Raw genomic sequence first — 16,993 nt, 5'->3', positions numbered from 1 at the left:
GTCAGAAGAAATCGATCGACACCTGAAGCAGGCGTTCGACTTCGGGCACGTCATCGGCCATCGAGAACAGCGCGATCACGTCGCCTTCCTCGATCCGGGTGTCGGCGCCTGGCTTGATCACCTTTTCGCCTTTCAGGATGCCGCCGACCAACACGCCTTCGGGGAAATCAATGTCTCGGATCTTTTGCCCCGCGATGGGCGAGGTCGACAACACCTCGGCCTCGATCATCTCGGCTTCGGCATCGCCGATCGAATAGACCTCGCGCACCTTGCCGTGGCGGATGTGGCGCAGGATCGAGCTGACGGTGGTGGCGCGCGGGTTGACGAAGGCGTCGATCCCCAGCGGCGCCATCATTGGCGCCAGCGTCGGGTCGTTGACCAGCGCGATCGCCATCGGGCAGCCTTCGGCCTTGGCGCGCACCGCGGCCAGCATGTTCGTCTTGTCGTCATCGGTGACGCACAGCACCACGTCGGCGCGTTCGATATTGGCCTCGGCGAGCAGCGTTGCATCGAGCCCGTCACCATGCAAAACGATGGTCTTTTCCAGCGCGTCGGCGGCCTTTTCGGCGATCTTGCGGTTGCGCTCGATCACCTTGGCGCGGATCCGGCTTGTCTGTTCTTCCAGCGCACGGGCGACCGACAGCCCGACATTGCCGCCGCCGATGATCACCACCCGTTCGCGTTTCTTCGACACCTTGCCGAAAATTTCCATCGTGCGCGGAATGTCTTCGTTCACCGTGAAGACATAGCATTCGTCGCCGGGAAAGATCTGGTCGGTGGGTTCCGGCGCGAACAGGCGGCCGTCGCGGCGGATGCCCACCACGATGGTGCGCAGCGTCGAAAACAGATCGGTCAACTGACGCAGCGGCGTGTTCACGATCGGGCAGGCATCGTTGATGGTGATGCCCAGCAGATGCGCCCGGCCGCCAAGGAATTTTTCGGTATCGAAGGCGGCGGGCGACGCGATCCGCTGCAAGGCCGCCTCGGCCACTTCGCGTTCGGGGCTGATCACAACGTCGATCGGCAGGTGTTCGCGCCGGTAGAGGTCGGAATAGATCGCCGTCAGGTAACTTTGCGAGCGCAGCCGGGCGATCTTGCGCGGGACCGAAAACACCGAATGCGCCATCTGGCAGGTCACCATGTTGACCTCGTCCGAATAGGTGGCGGCGATGATCATGTCGGCGTCGCGCGCACCGGCCTGTTCAAGCACATCGGGATAGCTGGCAAAGCCCGCGATCCCCTGCACATCCAGCGTATCGGTGGCACGGCGCACCAGTTCGGGATTGTTGTCGACCACGGTGACATCATTTTTTTCGCCAGACAGATGCCGCGCGATTTGCCACCCGACCTGGCCGGCCCCGCAGATGATGACTTTCATTGTCCCCGGTCCCCTGGTTTCAGAGGCATTGGATGGCATGGTGCCGGTTAATGGTCAATTGATTTGTCAAAAATCAAAGACGCGGTCATGCTGGCGGGGCACACTGCCCCGAAAGGAGGCCAGGATGTCACGATCGATGCTTTTCACGCTCGCCGCCGTCGCTGTTTTGGCGGGATGCGCGCCGCTTGGGCTTTACTACCGCGAAGGTGTCGCGGTGTCGCGGATGAACAATGACCTGACCGATTGCCAGGTCAGCGCATTGCAAAAAGTGCCCGTGGTCAAGGAAACCCGCTTCACACCGCTGAGGATGGTACCGGTGCGCAGATGCGATGCCAGCGGGGCAAACTGTATCGTCACCTACGAATTGGAAGGCGGCGATCCCTACACGGTCGATGTCAACAAGCGCCTGCGAAAACGGGTCGAGGCGCAATGCATGACCCGAAAGGGCTATGAATGGGTGGAACTGCCGCCCTGCCCTTCCACGGTGGCGAATGCGGCGCCGAAATCGGTGACGACGGTGCTGCCGCGGCTGACACCGGAATCCTGCTCGATCCAGCGCGGCGGCGGTCGCTGGCAGATCGTGACGCCGGGCTGATCGCGCTATTCGGCGTCCTCTTCGACCTTTTCCACCCGCGCCACCCGGGCCCCGGACTTGTTGGTGGTCACCACGCCGAGCGATTTCAGCTTGCGGTGCAGCGCGCTGCGTTCCATGCCGACGAAATTGGCGGTGCGGCTGATATTGCCGCCGAACCGGTTGATCTGGGTCAGCAGGTATTCGCGTTCGAACACCTCGCGCGCCTCGCGCAGCGGCAGCGTCGCCAGCGTGCCGCTCAAGACCACGCCGTCATCATCCGTGACGCCCTCTTCGCTGCTGGGCAGTTCCTTGGCCTCGATCGGGCCGTTGCCGTCGCCGAGGATCAGCACCCGTTCGATCAGGTTGCGCAACTGGCGCACGTTTCCAGGCCAGACCATCGTCTGCATCAGCGCCGAGGCGTCCTCGCTCAGCTCGCGCAGCGGCAGACCCTGCGATTTGTTCAGCGCCTCGATGAAATGTGCCGCCAGCACCGGGATGTCTTCGCGCCGTTCCGCCAGCGACGGCACCGCGATCGGCACGACATTCAGCCGGTGATACAGTTCCTGCCGGAACCGCCCGGCCTCAATTTCGGCATCCAGATCTCGGCTGGTCGATGAAATCACCCGCAGGTCGACCCGCACCTTGCCGGTGCCGCCGACACGCTGGAACTGCTGATCGACCAGCACGCGCAGGATTTTGGATTGCGACCCCAGCGGCATGTCAGCCACTTCGTCGAAGAACACCACGCCGCCGTGCGCCTGTTCCAGCAACCCCTGTTCGATTCCACGCTCGGGGGTTTCGCGGCCGAACAGCACCTCTTCCATCCGGTCCGGTTCGATGCTGGCGCAGCTGACCGTGACGAAGGGGGCGGAGGCGCGGTTCGACTGCGCATGGATATAACGCGCCGCGACTTCCTTGCCGACACCGGAAGGCCCCGACAGCATCACCCGGCCGTTGGATTTCGTCACCTTGTCGAGCTGCCCCAGCATCGCCCGGAACGATGCCGACTGGCCGACCATTTCCGCGGTTTGCACATCGTTGCGGCGCAATTCCTGATTTTCCCGCCGCAGCCGCGAGGTTTCCATCGCGCGCCGGATCACAACCAGCAGCTGGTCGATGTTGAACGGCTTTTCGATGAAGTCATAGGCGCCCTGCTTGATCGCGGCGACAGCGATCTCGATGTTGCCGTGGCCTGAAATGATCACCACCGGCACGTCGGGATTGTCGCGCTTGACGGTCTTGAGGATGTCGATCCCGTCCATCTTGCTGTCCTTCAGCCAGATATCGAGGATCAGCAGCGCCGGCGGTTCACTGTTGATTTCGGTCATCGCCTCTTCGGAATTGCCGGCCAGTCGGGTGGTGTAGCCCTCGTCCCCGAGGATATCCGAAATCAGCTCCCGAATGTCGCGTTCATCGTCGACGATCAAAATGTCACTCATGTCATCCTCAATCTTGTCTTGTTATTCCGCGGCCCTGTCCCGGACTGCGCTGACGGAAAGCCGGATCACCGCCATCGCGCCCGCATGGGGATCGTTGGCATCGGTGTCGAAAATCGGCGCATCCTCCAGCTGCAGGCTGCCGCCATGTTCCTCGATGATCTTCTTGACGATCGGCAGGCCCAGCCCGGTGCCCTCGGACCGCGTCGTCACATAGGGTTCGAACAGCCGGGTGCGGTCCTCGGGCAGGCCTATGCCGTTGTCGGCGATCCGTAAGATCGCGTTGCGGCCATCCAGTTCCGTTTTGACGCGGATGATCCCCTTGAAATCGTCTTTTTTGGACTCTTTCTTATAGGAAACAATCGCTTCCCCGGCATTCTTCAGCAAATTGGTGAGCGCCTGATTGATCATCGTCCCGTCCAGTTCCGCAAGCAGCGGGTCGTCGACAAGGTCGCTGACGATGTCCACGTCAGGCTGACCCGCCTGCTGCAGCAGCACGGCGTTCTGAACCAGCTGGGTCAGGCTTTCGGGCCGGCGTTCGGGTTCGGGCATCCGGGCGAATTTGGAAAACTCGTCAACAATGCGGCGCAAGTCATTGGTTTGACGCACGATAACTTCGGTCAACTGCGCCAGGCTGTCGGCTTCGGCCTCGGCCAGATGACGGCTGAACTTGCGCTTGATCCGTTCCGCCGACAGCTGGATCGGGGTTAGCGGGTTCTTGATTTCATGGGCGATGCGGCGCGCCACGTCGCCCCAGGCCGCCATTCTTTGCGCCGCCACCAGGTCGCTGACATCGTCGAAGGCGACCACGTAGCCTTCGAGCAGGCCATCTTCGCTGTAACGCGTCGACATCCGCACCAGCAGGTTTTCCAGCCGCCCGCCCCGGCTCACCTTGATTTCGTCCTGCACCGTGCGCAGGTCATCGCTCTGCAAGCGTTCGAACAGGGCGCTGAATTCCGGCACGGCGACGGAAATCGCCACCGATTGCTGATCCTCGTTCCAGTCCAGCAAGCGTTTGGCGGACCGGTTGACGAAGGTCACCCGTCCGTCGGAGTCAAGCCCCACCACGCCCGAGGTGACCGAACTGAGCACGGAATCGAACAACCTGCGGCGGCGTTCGATCTGATCGGTGTTCTGCAACAGGGTTTCGCGCTGCGCCTTTAGCTGCCGGGTCATCTGGTTGAAGTAACGCCCCAGCATGGCGATTTCGTCGTCGCCCTCTTCCTCGACCACCTGCACGTCCAGGTCGCCGGACCCGACCCGCTGCGCCGCCCCGGTCAGCCGTCCCACCGGGCGCGACAGCCGTTCGGCGAACCACAGGCCAAGCCAGATCGCGGCCAGGATCAGGATCACCGCGAAGCCGAGATAGATCAGGCCGAATTCGAACAGAACCCGGCCGCGTTCGCTTTCCAGTTGCTGGTAGAACTGTGCGGTTTCCTTGGTGTCATCCAGCAGGCTGAGCAATTCGCCATCCACGTCGCGGCTGACATAGAGGAAGCGGTCGACGAAGGCCTCTAGCCGCACCAGCGCGCGGAATTCGTTGTTGGCCCAATCCTCGATGATCTGCACGCCCTCGGCGTTGGCGCGTTCGAACTGTTCCGCAGTCGGGCGTTCGTAGTCGAACAGGTAGGACCGGTCTCCGCGGGCGCGGATTTCGCCGGTTCCGTCGATCACGTAGGCTTCGCGCAATCCGCGTTGAATCTGGGTCTGACCGGTGGTCAGCACCTGCCGGATGTCGGCGTCGGTCATGAAGAAGGTGTTTTGCCGCGTCTGGTTGATATGCGCGGCCAGGGCGGTGACATCAACGGTCAGGTCGCGGCGGTGTTCGCCCTCGTATGCCTGCGCCGCTTCCAGCGACGACCCGACCACCTGCCGGACCCGGTCGGAAAACCAGCCCTCGAGCCCGATATTCACCGTCAACGCCGCGAAGATCGCCACCGTCACCGTCGGGATAAGCGCGAGGATCGCGAAAACGCCGGTCAGACGCATGTGCAGCCGCGACCCGGCGGATTTGGCCCTGCGTGCCGAAATCAGAGCCACGATCCGTTGCAGGACCAGCGCCGCCACCAGCAGCACATAGACGAAATCGGCCAGCAGGATCATCCGCAGGCTGGTGGCCGCCGCGCCCTTGTCCAAGGGACCGAGAATAAGGAAGGTCGCCATCGCCAGAACAGGCCCCAGAATCACCAGCCCGATCGTGGCGGTAGTCTGCACCCGGCGCTGCCGTCGCAATCGGCTGATTTTCGCCCAACTGCGCAATTTATGTGCCCGGGTTGCCACCCGCTGCCCCTCTTCCTGATGTGCCGCTTTGCGCGGCTTACCGCTAAATATTGTTGGCATAGATACGCAAGGCACCTATTTGCCACGTTATTGTTGCGATTTTACATCAACTTTCGGCGGCGTGTCACGCGAATATCCAGATCGTTTATCTTCTTGCGCAGCGTATTGCGGTTGATGCCCAGCAGGTCGGCGCATTTCGCCTGATTTCCGCCGGTCGCTTCCAACGCGATTTCGATCAGCGGCAGTTCCACTTCTCGCAGGATTCGCGCGTACAGACCCGGCGGCGGCAGCATGTTGCCATGCAGGTCGAAATAGCGCCGCAGATGTCTGGCGACCGACGCCGACAGTTTCTCGCTGTCACCGCCGCCCAGCACCGGTTCCATATCGGGCTGGTTGCCCAACACGGATTCCACTTCCGACCGGGTGATTTCCTCGGCCCGCGAAGTCAGCACCAGCCGCCGCACCGCGTTTTCCAGCTGGCGCACGTTGCCCGGCCAGCTATAGGCGCGCATCAGTTCCAGCGCCTCGTCGGAAAGCGTACGCGACGGTGCGCCATCGCGTTCGGCCCGCTGCAGGAAATGTTCCGCCAGCAGCGGAATGTCTTCGACCCGTTCACGCAAGCTGGGCACCTGGATCGTCGCGCCGCTCAGCCGGTAATACAGGTCCTGGCGCATCTCGCCGTTGTCCAGCGCGTCGGACAGGCCGCCCTGGCTGGTGGCCATGAAGCGCGGCGTGTGTTCACCCGGATTGTCCATCATCCGCACGATGCGGGCCTGTATTTCGGCGTCGACATCGCCGATTTCGTCGAACAGGACCGTACCGCCCTTGACCCGCGCCAGAACACGCGCCGGACCTTCGATATCCTGCAACTCAGTGGCGGTGACGGTGACGAAGGGCAAGGTGCGACGGTCGGAAAAATCGTGGATCGCCCGTGCGATCAGCGATTTTCCGGTGCCGGATTCGCCCGCGATCAGTACCGGAAGGTCGGTATTCATCACCTTCGCCACCAGCCGGTACAGCGCCTGCATCGCCGGGGTACGCCCGACCAGAGGCAGGTCGTCGGGGCGTTCTTTTTCCTCCTCCGACGCCGGGCCGGTCGGCACGGCGCGGCGGCGCTGTTCCAACGCCTTGGCGGTGCGTTTCATCAGGTCGGGCAGGTCGAAGGGCTTGGGCAGGTAATCGTAAGCCTCGGCCTCGGCCGCCTGGATCGCGGTCATGATCGTGTTCTGCGCCGAAATCACGATCACCGGCAGGCCGGGCCGGTCCTCGGCGATCTTGGGCAGCATTTCCAGCCCGTTTCCGTCCGGCATCATGACGTCGGAAATCACCACGTCGCCCTTGCCTTCGCCGACCCACCGCATCAACGTGGTCAGCGACGAGGTCGCGTGCACCTTGCATCCGGCCCGTGTCAGGGCCTGGGTCAGAACCGTTCGGATCGTGCGATCGTCATCAGCGACAAGTACCGTGCCGTCCATCAGCTGCTCTCCTTTTTACCGCGCCGTTTGGGATCGGGCGCCATCGGTAGCGAAATCTTGAACACAGTCCGTCCGGGGACGGAGTCGACGGAAATCCAGCCGTCGTGATCGGAAATGATCTTGCTGACCAGCGCCAGCCCCAGCCCGGTGCCGTTTTCGCGGCCTGATACGAAGGGATCGAAAATATCGCCCTTGATGTCGTCGGGCAGGCCCGGGCCGTCATCGATGATTTCGATCTGAAGCGGCAGGGACTGCCCGGTGCCATCGGCCCGGCGCAGCCGGAAGGAATGTTCGTAGAACGTGTGCAGGCGGATGGTTCCGCCTTCCTTGTCAGCGGCTTGCGCGGCGTTCTTGATCAGGTTGAGAACGACCTGGAGCAACTGGTCGGGATCGCCGAGCGCCAGCGGCAACGAGGGGTCGTAATCCTCGACGATCTTCATGTGGGCGCCGAAGCCCAGCAGCGCCGAGCGCCGTGCCCGATCCAGGACATCATGAAGATTGACCGGCACCCGGTGCGGTTCGCTCAGGTTGCCGAACTGTTCCACCTGTTCAAGCAGCTTCACGATGCGGCGGCTTTCCGACACGATCAGGTCGGTCATTTCCATGTCCTCGGCGCTGAGGTTCATCGACAGAAGCTGCGCAGCGCCGGTGATGCCGGCCAGCGGGTTCTTGATTTCATGGGCCAGCATCTCGGCCATGCCGATGGCCGATTTCGCGGCCGACTTCACCGAATGGTTCTGGGTCATGCGCCCCGCGAGTTCGCGCGGCGAGATCAGGAAAATCATGTGCCCGGGCTGCCCCTGCAACGGCGCGATCTGCAGGTTGCAATGCAGCGGCGCGCGGCTGCCGGTGCCGACATCGACATCGTTGACGAACAGCGGCGAATTGGTGGCGCGGGCGCGCTCGAACGCTTCTTCAAGCGGCGCGTCGATCATGATCCGGTCCCAGACCGGTTCGCCCAGGATGGTTTTCACGGAGGCGTTCAGGAATCCTTCGGCGGCCGGGTTGATGTCGCAGATGTTGTCCTGCGGATCGACGATCACGCCGGGAATGGGCAGCGACGACCAGATCATCTTGTCCTCGGTCTGCGCGCTCATGCTGCGGCCCGTTCCGGATACAGCAGTGCCGCGGGCAACTGCGCGATCACCCGTGCAGGATCACGTTCGGTCAGGATGGCGCGGCGGGCGACCGGCCCGGTGCCGGCGCCATCCATGTACCAGCCCAGATGCTTGCGCGCCACGCGCAGGCCCAGATTGGGCCCGTAGAAATCCAGCATCGCTTCGTAATGCGCGATCACCATGTCTGCAAATTCCTCGCCTTCGGGCACTTTCGGTGCCTCTTGTCCAAACAGTTCTGCCGCGACCTGCGCCAGCAGCCACGGTTTGCCCTGCGCGCCGCGCCCGATCATCACCCCATCGGCGCCCGACAGCGCCATCGCCCGACGCGCATCCTCGGCCGAACAGATGTCGCCATTCGCGATCACCGGGATCGACACGGCCTCTTTCACCTCGCGGATCGCGGCCCAGTCGGCGCGGCCCTTGTAGAACTGGCACCGGGTGCGGCCATGGATGGTGATCATCCGGATGCCGGCATCTTCAGCCCGCCGCGCCAGATCAGCCGCGTTCAACAGGTCGTCGTCCCAGCCCAGCCGGGTTTTCAGCGTCACCGGCAGGTCGACCGCGTCGACCACCGCCTCGATCAGGGTCAGCGCATGGTCCAGGTCCTTCAGCAGCGCCGACCCGGAATAGCCGTTCACCACCTTCTTCGCCGGGCAGCCCATGTTGATGTCGATCAGCTTGGCGCCGTTATCCGCGACCATCCTGGCGGCGCGGCTCATCCATTCGGCATCGCGCCCGGCCAGTTGCACCGCGGTATTGGCCTTGCCGAACCCCAGTTCGGCCCGTTCCCGCACACCGGGCTTGGCCTGCACCATTTCCTGGCTGGCAACCATTTCGCTGACTACCAATCCGGCGCCGAATCCCGCAACCAGGTCGCGGAATGGCAGATCGGTGATTCCGGCCAGCGGGGCCAGGAAGACGGGCGGTGTGAGGGTGTTGTCAGCGAGCGTCAGAGACACGTGCCTAATCCTTGTGCATTTGCCTCTGGCTAACCCAGAGGGGGCCGATCCGCAATGAAACCCGCCCAGTTTTGAACCTGCCTCCATACATATGCCTAATTTTTAGGCACACAAGCCGGGTGTCTGTGTGGATTGCCCTTCTTCGCCGCACGTCCTATGCACTGTGACGAGCAAACCGCAATCTGCCGAAGGATGCGTTCCGAGATGAAAACCGCTGCGCTCATCGTTGCCGCCGGCCGCGGCAGCCGTGCCGGGGGCGGGCTGCCCAAGCAATGGCGCGCGCTGGCCGGGCGCCGGGTGGCGGACTGGACCCTGCGGGCCTTTGCCGACCATCCGGGTATCGACATCGTCATGCTGGTCATCCATCCCGACGATCATGCATTCCTTGGCGACTGGTCCGATCACCCCAAGCTCCGCATCGCCCATGGCGGCGCGACGCGCGACGCCTCGGTGCTGAACGGGCTCGAGGCGCTGGAGGGTGACGGTGTCGGCAAGGTTCTGGTCCATGACGTGGCGCGCCTCTGTGTGGGCCCGGCGCTGATCGAGGCGGTTCTGGCGGCACTCGACACCCATTGCGGGGCCGCACCGGGTTTGGCCGTCGTCGATGCGCTATGGCGTGGTGAGGACGGGATCGTGCAGGGGGTGCAGGACCGCGAGGGGCTTTACCGGGCGCAGACGCCGCAGGGGTTCGATTTCGCCACCCTGCTGGCGGCGCACCGCGCCCATCCCGGCGGGGCGGCGGACGATGTCGAGGTGGCGCGTGCCGCCGGGGTTGAAGTGGCCATCGTTCCGGGCGAAGAAAGCAATCTGAAAATCACCCGGCCCGAGGACTTCGCGCGGGCTGAACGCATACTTGGGGGACAGATGGATATCCGTCTTGGCAATGGTTACGACGTGCACCGTTTCGGTGATGGCGATTACGTGATCCTGTGCGGCGTACAGGTGCCGCATGATCGCGGGCTGCAGGGGCATTCGGATGCCGATGTCGGCATGCACGCGGTCACCGACGCGATCTATGGCGCACTGGCAGAGGGCGATATCGGCCGCCATTTCCCGCCGTCGGACCCGCAATGGAAAGGCGCGGCAAGCGAGATTTTCCTGAAGCACGCTGTCGATCTGGCCGCCTCGAAAGGGTTCAAGATCGGCAATGTCGATTGCACTCTGGTTTGCGAATACCCCAAGGTGGGGCCGCATGCCGCCGCGATGCAGGCGGAAATGGCCCGGATCATGGGGCTCGATCCCGACCGCGTATCGGTCAAGGCCACGACCAGCGAACGGCTGGGCTTTACCGGGCGCGGCGAAGGCATCGCCGCGTTGGCGACCGCAACCTTGGTGAAACCATGACACATTTGATCGCGACCTTCTTCTATGTCGGCCACCTGCGCCCTGCCCCCGGCACCTGGGGATCGCTGGCCGCCCTGCCCGCGGCCTACGCGCTTTACCTGCTGGGTGGTGTGCCGCTGTTCCTGATCGCCACCGTCGCGGTGTTCGCTCTGGGCTGGTGGGCGACGGCAAAGGAAACCGAAGGCAAGGCCGACAAGGACCCCAGCGAGATCGTCATCGACGAGGTGGCGGGCCAGTGGATCGCGCTCGCGCCTGCCCTGATCGGGGCCGACATGAACGGGGCGGACGTTCTTGCGCTCTGGCCCGGCTGGGTCACCGCCTTCGTGGCGTTCCGGCTGTTCGACATCTGGAAACCCGGTCCCGTCGGCTGGGCCGACCGGCGCGGCGGTCCGATGGGGGTAATGCTGGACGACGTGATCGCCGGGGTGTTCGCCGGCATCGTGGTGATGATCGGCGCCGGCATCTCGCACGGGGTGCTGGGGCTATGAGCGCGGCGTCAGATATCCTGGACCGCTACCGGGCGCTTGGATGGCGCATTGCGGCCGCCGAAAGCTGCACCGGCGGCATGGTGATGGCCGCCTTGACCGATGTGCCCGGGTCCTCGGATGTGGTCGAGCGCGGTTTCGTCACCTATTCCAACGCCGCCAAGGTCGAAATGCTGGGCGTGAAGGAACAGTCGCTTTACGCTGTCGGCGCGGTGTCCGAGGAAGTGGCGCGCGAAATGGCCGAAGGGGCGCTGGAATTTTCCAACGCCGACGTGACCGTTTCGATCACCGGTATCGCCGGGCCGGGCGGTTCGGAACACAAACCCGAGGGCCGGGTTTGCTTCGGACTGGCCGTGAAAGGCCGCCCTGTCCTGACCGAAACCGTAGAGTTCGGCCCGTTGGGTCGCGCCAATGTTCGCGCCCGGTCTGTGCAAAAAGCGTTCGACTTGCTGAAATATGCGGCAGACAACAGTTGATCACCAATGCGCCATTAGCCGCTTTTTGCGCCTAACAATTAATCATTTTGCAAACTGACGCCTGTTTAAACGCCCCCCGGGGCGCATTGATGCTTTCTTTTGCGCCGCATTCACATTTGATCCGCGCCAACTTGAAAAGGGAAGGAAGGATCAATGAACGGAGCGGATACCGCCTGGATCATCGTCGCCACAGCGCTTGTGTTGTTCATGACGTTGCCCGGACTGGCGCTGTTTTACGGCGGCCTCGTACGCGCGCGCAACGTGCTGAGCGTCTTCATGCATTGCTATGCCATCGCCTGCCTGATGAGCGTGCTGTGGTTCGCGCTTGGCTATTCGGTGGCCTTTGGCGACGGCGGCGCGCTGTGGGGTGGCTTGGGCAAGCTGTTCCTCAACGGGATCACCACAGACACCCTGTCGGGCACCCTGCCCGAAGTGCTGTTCTTCGCCTTCCAGATGACATTCGCCATCATCACGCCCGCGCTGATCGTCGGTGCCTATGTGGAACGGATCGGCTTCGGCTTCGTGCTGCTGTTTTCGGCGTTATGGATGCTGGTCGTCTACGCGCCGGTCACGCACTGGATCTGGGGCGGCGGGATGCTGGCCGATGGCGGCATCTTCGGCGACACGGGCGTGAAGGATTTCGCCGGCGGCATCGTGGTGCATGAAACCGCAGGCATCGCGGCGCTGGTGCTGGCCGTCATGCTGGGCGCGCGCCGCAACAGGACGACGCCGCCGCACAATCCCGGCTACGTGATGATCGGCGCCGCGATGCTGTGGGTCGGCTGGTTCGGCTTCAACGGCGGGTCGCAGCTGGCCGCTGATGGTGGCGCCGCGATGGCGCTGACCGTGACCCACATTTCGGCCGCCACCGCGTCGCTGAGCTGGGCGCTGTGGGAACGGATCAAATACGGTAAGGCGTCGTTGGTGGGGCTAGTGACCGGCACCATCGCCGGGCTGGCCTCGATCACTCCGGCCAGCGGCTTCGTCGGCCCGGTCGAGGCGCTGATCATCGGCGCGATCGCCGGTGTGCTGTGTCAGGAAATGGTCAACGTGATCCGCAACAAGCTGCACATCGACGATACGCTGGACGTGTTCGCGGTGCATGGCGTCGGCGGTATTTTCGGCACGATCATGATCGCTGCATTCGGCGCGGGAAGCTGGATGGCGCAGCTGGGCAGCCTTGCGATCGTCGGCGCCTTCACCCTGGTGGCCTCGGTCATCATCGCCAAGGTCGTCGCCATGATCACCCCGCTGCGGGTGGACGCCGAAACCGAAACAAACGGTCTGGACCTCAGCGTTCACGGGGAACGTGCCTACGATCACAGATCGTGAGCGCGATGAAAAGACAACACGGAACGGGCCCCAAACGGGGCCCGTTTCCGTCATGATGACAGGAAAGCTGAAAAGTCCGAAACGGCTGCATTTGCGCAAATCGCCTGCCACGCCGCGTCGGACCGCCCTGCCCCGATCAGGCTTGCCGATTTCGCCCTGACCTTCGCCTCGCGCGCCTCGAGCGGCATCGGTGCGTTCAGGTCATGGGTCGCGATCACGCTCTCGCCATCTCTCAGGCTCACCTCCAGCACCGCGCCGGTTTCGCTGACCGTGTCATCCGCAGTCACCTCGACCAGCTTCCGCAGCCGCTGGATCTCGGGATCGGCGCAGAGCGCGTCGGTATAGCTGTCCAGCGTGCCGGTATCGAAACCCTGGAAATGCATCGGCAACACTGTCGCATAGCTGAATTTCGCCCCCAAGCCCGTCATCGGCTCTGGCTGGTTGCACACGGTCATCCAGCGCGGATGGGTACGCACTCGGATTGCCGCGATCTTGCCGGGATCGATCCGGTCCAGCGACCGCGCCGCCTCCAGTACCGCGTGCAGACCGTGGCAGCAGGCGTGGAACTTGTGACTGACCCGCGGGAACACCCAATCGTGCCCCAGCCCGTCCAATGCGGACATGTCCGCTTGTCCCATATGGGTGGGCCCAAAACCCTGCGCCGTTTCCAGCCCCAGCGGGTTGCCGACGAAGCCGCGCGCCACCAGTTCCGCGGCTTCCACGCCGTTCGACGCGGCAAGCCCGGCATTGTACGGTTTCGCCATGGTGCCGAATTGCGATTTCAGCCCCGATGCGCGGGTCGCGGCCAATCCCAGCACCATTTCGCACTGATCCGCGTCCAGACCCAACAACCGCGCCGCCGCCATCGCCGCGCCGAAGGTCCCTGCGGTTCCGGTCTGGTGGAACCCGCCCTGGTAGTGATCGCGGCCCAGCCAGATCCCGACGCGGGTCGAACACTCCACCCCGATCAGGCAGGCGGTCTGAAACGCTTCGCCGTCCGCCCCGATCTTTTCCGCCACCGCCAGCGCCGCCGCCACCACCGGCGCCGAAGGATGGCCAATGTTGGCGAAATGGGTGTCGTCGTAATCCAGCGCATGGGCGATGGTGCCATTGGCAAGCGCCGCCGCCCGCGCCGGGACCTTCGCGTCGCTGCCGAAGACCGTGGCCTGTGCTGCCCCGGCTTCCTCCTGTACCAAGTCGCGCACGATGCGTGAGACCGGTTCGTCCCGCCCGGCGATGCCCACCGACAGCCAGTCGAGAAGCGACAACCGCATGACGGCCATTGCCTCCAGGGCGCTGCGTTCCGGTGCTGTGCCTGCCGCGAATGCGGCGATGCTCTGCGTGATACCTGTCACGACATCCTCCCTCGTCTCGCGAGGCAGGTTAGCGATTCAGCGGCTGCCGTAAAGCGCTTCCGCCCGGCTTTCGAAGGCCCGCACGATGCGATGCATCGCTTCGTTGAACACCACGCCGATGATGCCCTGCAACACCGCGTTCTTGAATTCGAAATCGACGAAGAAGGACACGTCGCAGCCATCCCCGGCCGCGGCGAAGGACCAGTTCGATTTCATGTACTTGAACGGCCCTTCCAGATATTCGGTGTCGATCGACAGCGCCTGCGGATTCAGGGCGACCCGACTGCCGAAGCGTTCGCGAAACACCTTGAAGCTGATCACCAGATCGGCCTCCATCACCTCGGTCCCGTCGCCCTGCGGCGTGACCTTGCGTATCCGCGCTGCAGCGCACCAGGGCAGGAATTTCGGATAGGCCGCCACATCGGCCACCAGATCGTACATCTGCTGCGCCGTGTATGGCAGGTGCCGGGTTTCGGAATGGGTCGGCATGTTGCCCCTTTTTCGCGTGACAGTGGGGGATCATTTCGTAGACTGGGCCCGGAAATGCAAGGGGGTGTCATGCCGGAGCGTCCATATGTCATCGACGAGATGATTTCAGCCAAACAGATCGCCGCGCGGATCGAAGCCCTGGCGCGCGAGATCGAAAAGGAATTCTCCGATACCAGGAAGCTCGTCGTGGTCGGGCTACTGCGCGGCAGTTTCGTATTCATTGCCGATCTGGTGCGCGAATTGGACCTGCCGGTGGAGGTCGATTTCCTCGAAGCATCGTCCTACGGCAACGCGATGGAAAGCAGCCGCGAGGTGCGCATCCTGAAGGATCTGCGCGGCGAAATCGAAGGCCGCGACGTGCTGGTCGTCGAAGACATCGTCGATACAGGCTACACGCTGACCCACGTGCTGGGCCTGCTGAAATCGCGCAACCCGAAGCGGCTGAAAACCATCGCCCTTCTGGACAAACCGACGCGCCGGGAAACCGACGTAAAGGCCGACTGGATCGGGTTCGAGATCCCCGACGAATTCGTCGTCGGCTACGGCATCGATTTCGCGCAGCGCAACCGCAACCTGCCCCATATCGGCAAGGTCCGCTTCGTCGACGAGGACAAGGCCTGAGACCGCGATGCACTGGTTGTTCCGGATGTCGAAATGGGCGCGCAATCCGCCCTCCGCGCGCCGGGTCCGGCTGGTTCTTCTCATCATCGTGATCTGCTTGGTCGTTTATGCGGTGGAACGCTGGATTGGCTGGCCGGACTGGGCGACGGTCGAAGGGCGCGGACGATTCATGCGTCCCTGAACGGTTCTGACGAAGTTGTGAATTCCTTCCGCCTGCCCGCCGTTTAAGGTGCGTCTTATTAGCAGCCAAAGCGGAGTTTCACCGATGAAAGCCATTACCAAGCTCACCCTCGCTCTCACCCTCGCTGGCGGGGTCGCCGGCGCGGTTTCCGCCGACGAGGCGGCAATCAAGGCCCGTCAGGGTCAGATGAAGCTCTATGCTCATTACCTCGGGCTTCTGGGCGGCATGGCCAAAGGCGCCGTACCCTATGACGCCGACAAGGCCGGCGCCGCCGCTGCAAGCCTGGCAATGCTGACCAAGCTCGATTCGTCGCGTCTGTGGCCCGAAGGGTCGGATGAAATGTCGGCCGATGGTACCCGCGCCCTGCCCGCCATGTGGGAAAACGGCGACGATGTGATGAAAAAGGTGATGGCCCTGGGCGAGGCCGCGGCAGGCATGGAAATGGCCGCCGGCCAAAGCCTCGAGGCGCTGCAGGGTGCGATGGGGCCGCTGGGCGGGGCCTGCGGGGCCTGCCACAAGGCCTATCGCGCGCCGGATAGCTGATCCGGACGGGGCGATATGTTCAAGGTTGCAGGATACGTCGCCTTCGCGATGCTTCTGGCGGGCGCGGCGTTCTGGTGGATCACCACCCCCGAACGCGTGCGCGAAAACGATATCGCCGGTCTGGCCGGCGATGCCGTGCGCGGCGAAGCAGCGTTCTGGGCAGGCGGTTGCGCGTCCTGCCATTCCGCCCCCGGCGCCGAGGGCGATGAAAGGCTGGTTCTGTCGGGCGGGCGCGCCTTCGCCAGCGATTTCGGTACGTTCTATGCCCCAAACATTTCCCCGGACCCGGTCTACGGGATCGGCGATTGGCAGGCGGCCGATCTGGTCAACGCGATGCGCCACGGCACGGCGCCGGGGGGCGATCATTACTATCCGGCCTTCCCCTACACGTCCTATGCCCGCGCCAGCCTGCAGGACATGGTGGATCTGTGGGCCTTCCTGCAGACCCTGCCGGCCTCGACGGTTCCCGATACGCCGCATGAGGTCGGCTTCCCCTTCTCGCTCCGCCGTTTGCTGGGGGGCTGGAAATTCCTGTTCACCGGCCCCGATCAGGTGGTCGCCGGCGACTTGCCGCCCGAGGCCGCCCGTGGCCGCACCCTCGCCGAGGGACTGGGCCATTGCGGCGAATGTCACAGCCCGCGTAATGCCCTTGGCGGGATCGATTATACCCGCTGGCTGGCGGGCGCGCCGAATCCCTCGGGCAAGGGCAGAATTCCCAATATCACCCCGGGCAAGCTCGACTGGTCCGTGGCCGATCTGGTGGAATATTTCACCTCCGGCTTCACCCCGGACTATGACAGCGCCGGGGGCGAGATGGCCGAGGTGGTGCAGAACCTCGCGAAATTGCCGATCGAGGATCGCCGCGCCATTGCCGCCTATCTCAAGGCCGTCCCGGCGGTAGAGTGATCCGATTGTGCGCCCGTTCCGGGCGCGCTTTATATCTCAAT

General features: G+C 63.7%; 17 protein-coding genes. 9 read left to right on the top strand and 8 right to left on the bottom strand.

Features of this window, described 5'->3' with window-relative positions:
- Position 1: 1 nt before the first annotated feature.
- Positions 2-1,378: a Trk system potassium transporter TrkA gene (gene trkA, locus IT775_RS01665; protein ID WP_212699322.1), complete on the bottom strand. Its 1,377-nt coding sequence runs from the start codon at positions 1,376-1,378 to the stop codon at positions 2-4.
- Between the two features lie 124 nt (positions 1,379-1,502).
- On the opposite strand from trkA, the gene IT775_RS01660 reads away from it, so the two are divergent.
- Entirely contained in the window at positions 1,503-1,973 is a 471-nt protein-coding gene (locus IT775_RS01660; RefSeq protein WP_212699321.1) for a hypothetical protein, read from the top strand.
- A 5-nt stretch (positions 1,974-1,978) separates the two neighbouring features.
- On the opposite strand, the gene ntrX is transcribed toward IT775_RS01660, so the two are convergent.
- The 5 genes from ntrX to dusB all read right to left on the bottom strand — a co-directional run bounded on the left by ntrX (position 1,979) and on the right by dusB (position 9,220).
- Positions 1,979-3,391 carry a nitrogen assimilation response regulator NtrX gene (gene ntrX / locus IT775_RS01655; protein WP_212699320.1) on the bottom strand — a complete coding sequence of 471 codons (1,413 nt, stop codon included), beginning with the start codon at positions 3,389-3,391 and terminating at the stop codon, positions 1,979-1,981.
- A gap of 21 nt (positions 3,392-3,412) precedes the next feature.
- A complete protein-coding gene (locus tag IT775_RS01650) occupies positions 3,413-5,668 on the bottom strand; it encodes a sensor histidine kinase NtrY-like (protein ID WP_343231097.1) in 2,256 nt (751 codons plus the stop codon).
- A 101-nt stretch (positions 5,669-5,769) separates the two neighbouring features.
- A complete protein-coding gene (locus tag IT775_RS01645; RefSeq protein ID WP_212699318.1) occupies positions 5,770-7,143 on the bottom strand; it encodes a response regulator in 1,374 nt (457 codons plus the stop codon).
- The gene (locus tag IT775_RS01640; RefSeq protein WP_212699317.1) at positions 7,143-8,240 is read right to left on the bottom strand and encodes a two-component system sensor histidine kinase NtrB; all 1,098 of its coding nucleotides are present in this window, start codon (positions 8,238-8,240) and stop codon (positions 7,143-7,145) included. Before IT775_RS01640 ends, IT775_RS01645 begins: the two co-directional genes overlap by 1 nt.
- A complete protein-coding gene (gene dusB, locus IT775_RS01635) occupies positions 8,237-9,220 on the bottom strand; it encodes a tRNA dihydrouridine synthase DusB (RefSeq protein ID WP_343231096.1) in 984 nt (327 codons plus the stop codon). The genes IT775_RS01640 and dusB overlap by 4 nt, the downstream gene beginning before the upstream one ends.
- A gap of 204 nt (positions 9,221-9,424) precedes the next feature.
- Between dusB and IT775_RS01630 the strand changes: the two genes are divergently transcribed.
- The 4 genes from IT775_RS01630 (at position 9,425) to IT775_RS01615 (ending at position 12,857) form a co-directional block, all read left to right on the top strand.
- Positions 9,425-10,564, top strand: a complete 1,140-nt coding sequence (locus tag IT775_RS01630) for a bifunctional 2-C-methyl-D-erythritol 4-phosphate cytidylyltransferase/2-C-methyl-D-erythritol 2,4-cyclodiphosphate synthase (protein WP_212699315.1) — start codon at positions 9,425-9,427, stop codon at positions 10,562-10,564.
- Positions 10,561-11,052 carry a phosphatidylglycerophosphatase A family protein gene (locus IT775_RS01625; RefSeq protein WP_212699314.1) on the top strand — a complete coding sequence of 164 codons (492 nt, stop codon included), beginning with the start codon at positions 10,561-10,563 and terminating at the stop codon, positions 11,050-11,052. The genes IT775_RS01630 and IT775_RS01625 overlap by 4 nt, the downstream gene beginning before the upstream one ends.
- Positions 11,049-11,525: a CinA family protein gene (locus tag IT775_RS01620; protein WP_212699313.1), complete on the top strand. Its 477-nt coding sequence runs from the start codon at positions 11,049-11,051 to the stop codon at positions 11,523-11,525. Before IT775_RS01625 ends, IT775_RS01620 begins: the two co-directional genes overlap by 4 nt.
- A 153-nt stretch (positions 11,526-11,678) precedes the next feature.
- Positions 11,679-12,857, top strand: coding sequence for an ammonium transporter (locus IT775_RS01615; protein WP_212699312.1), 1,179 nt, complete (start codon positions 11,679-11,681; stop codon positions 12,855-12,857).
- A gap of 50 nt (positions 12,858-12,907) precedes the next feature.
- Here the strand turns inward: IT775_RS01615 and IT775_RS01610 are convergent, their stop codons facing one another.
- The gene (locus IT775_RS01610; protein ID WP_212699311.1) at positions 12,908-14,212 is read right to left on the bottom strand and encodes an MmgE/PrpD family protein; all 1,305 of its coding nucleotides are present in this window, start codon (positions 14,210-14,212) and stop codon (positions 12,908-12,910) included.
- Positions 14,213-14,248: 36 nt separating this feature from the next.
- Positions 14,249-14,701 (bottom strand): type II toxin-antitoxin system RatA family toxin, encoded by a 453-nt coding sequence (locus IT775_RS01605; protein ID WP_212699310.1) that lies wholly within the window; start codon positions 14,699-14,701, stop codon positions 14,249-14,251.
- Positions 14,702-14,770: 69 nt separating this feature from the next.
- Here IT775_RS01605 and hpt point away from each other — a divergent pair, with 69 nt between their 5' ends.
- From hpt to IT775_RS01585, 4 genes are all read left to right on the top strand, one after another.
- Positions 14,771-15,322: a hypoxanthine phosphoribosyltransferase gene (gene hpt / locus IT775_RS01600; RefSeq protein WP_212699309.1), complete on the top strand. Its 552-nt coding sequence runs from the start codon at positions 14,771-14,773 to the stop codon at positions 15,320-15,322.
- 7 nt (positions 15,323-15,329) lie between these two features.
- Positions 15,330-15,503 (top strand): hypothetical protein, encoded by a 174-nt coding sequence (locus IT775_RS01595; protein WP_212699308.1) that lies wholly within the window; start codon positions 15,330-15,332, stop codon positions 15,501-15,503.
- Between the two features lie 84 nt (positions 15,504-15,587).
- Entirely contained in the window at positions 15,588-16,046 is a 459-nt protein-coding gene (locus IT775_RS01590; protein ID WP_212699307.1) for a c-type cytochrome, read from the top strand.
- A 15-nt stretch (positions 16,047-16,061) separates the two neighbouring features.
- On the top strand, positions 16,062-16,952 hold the full coding sequence (locus IT775_RS01585) for a cytochrome c (protein WP_212699306.1): 891 nt from the start codon (positions 16,062-16,064) through the stop codon (positions 16,950-16,952).
- Positions 16,953-16,993: the final 41 nt, after the last annotated feature.

Source organism: Thalassovita aquimarina (genome assembly GCF_018219815.1).
In the GTDB taxonomy this organism is placed as follows: domain Bacteria; phylum Pseudomonadota; class Alphaproteobacteria; order Rhodobacterales; family Rhodobacteraceae; genus Thalassobius; species Thalassobius aquimarinus.
This window is presented reverse-complemented; position numbering and strand designations above follow the sequence as displayed.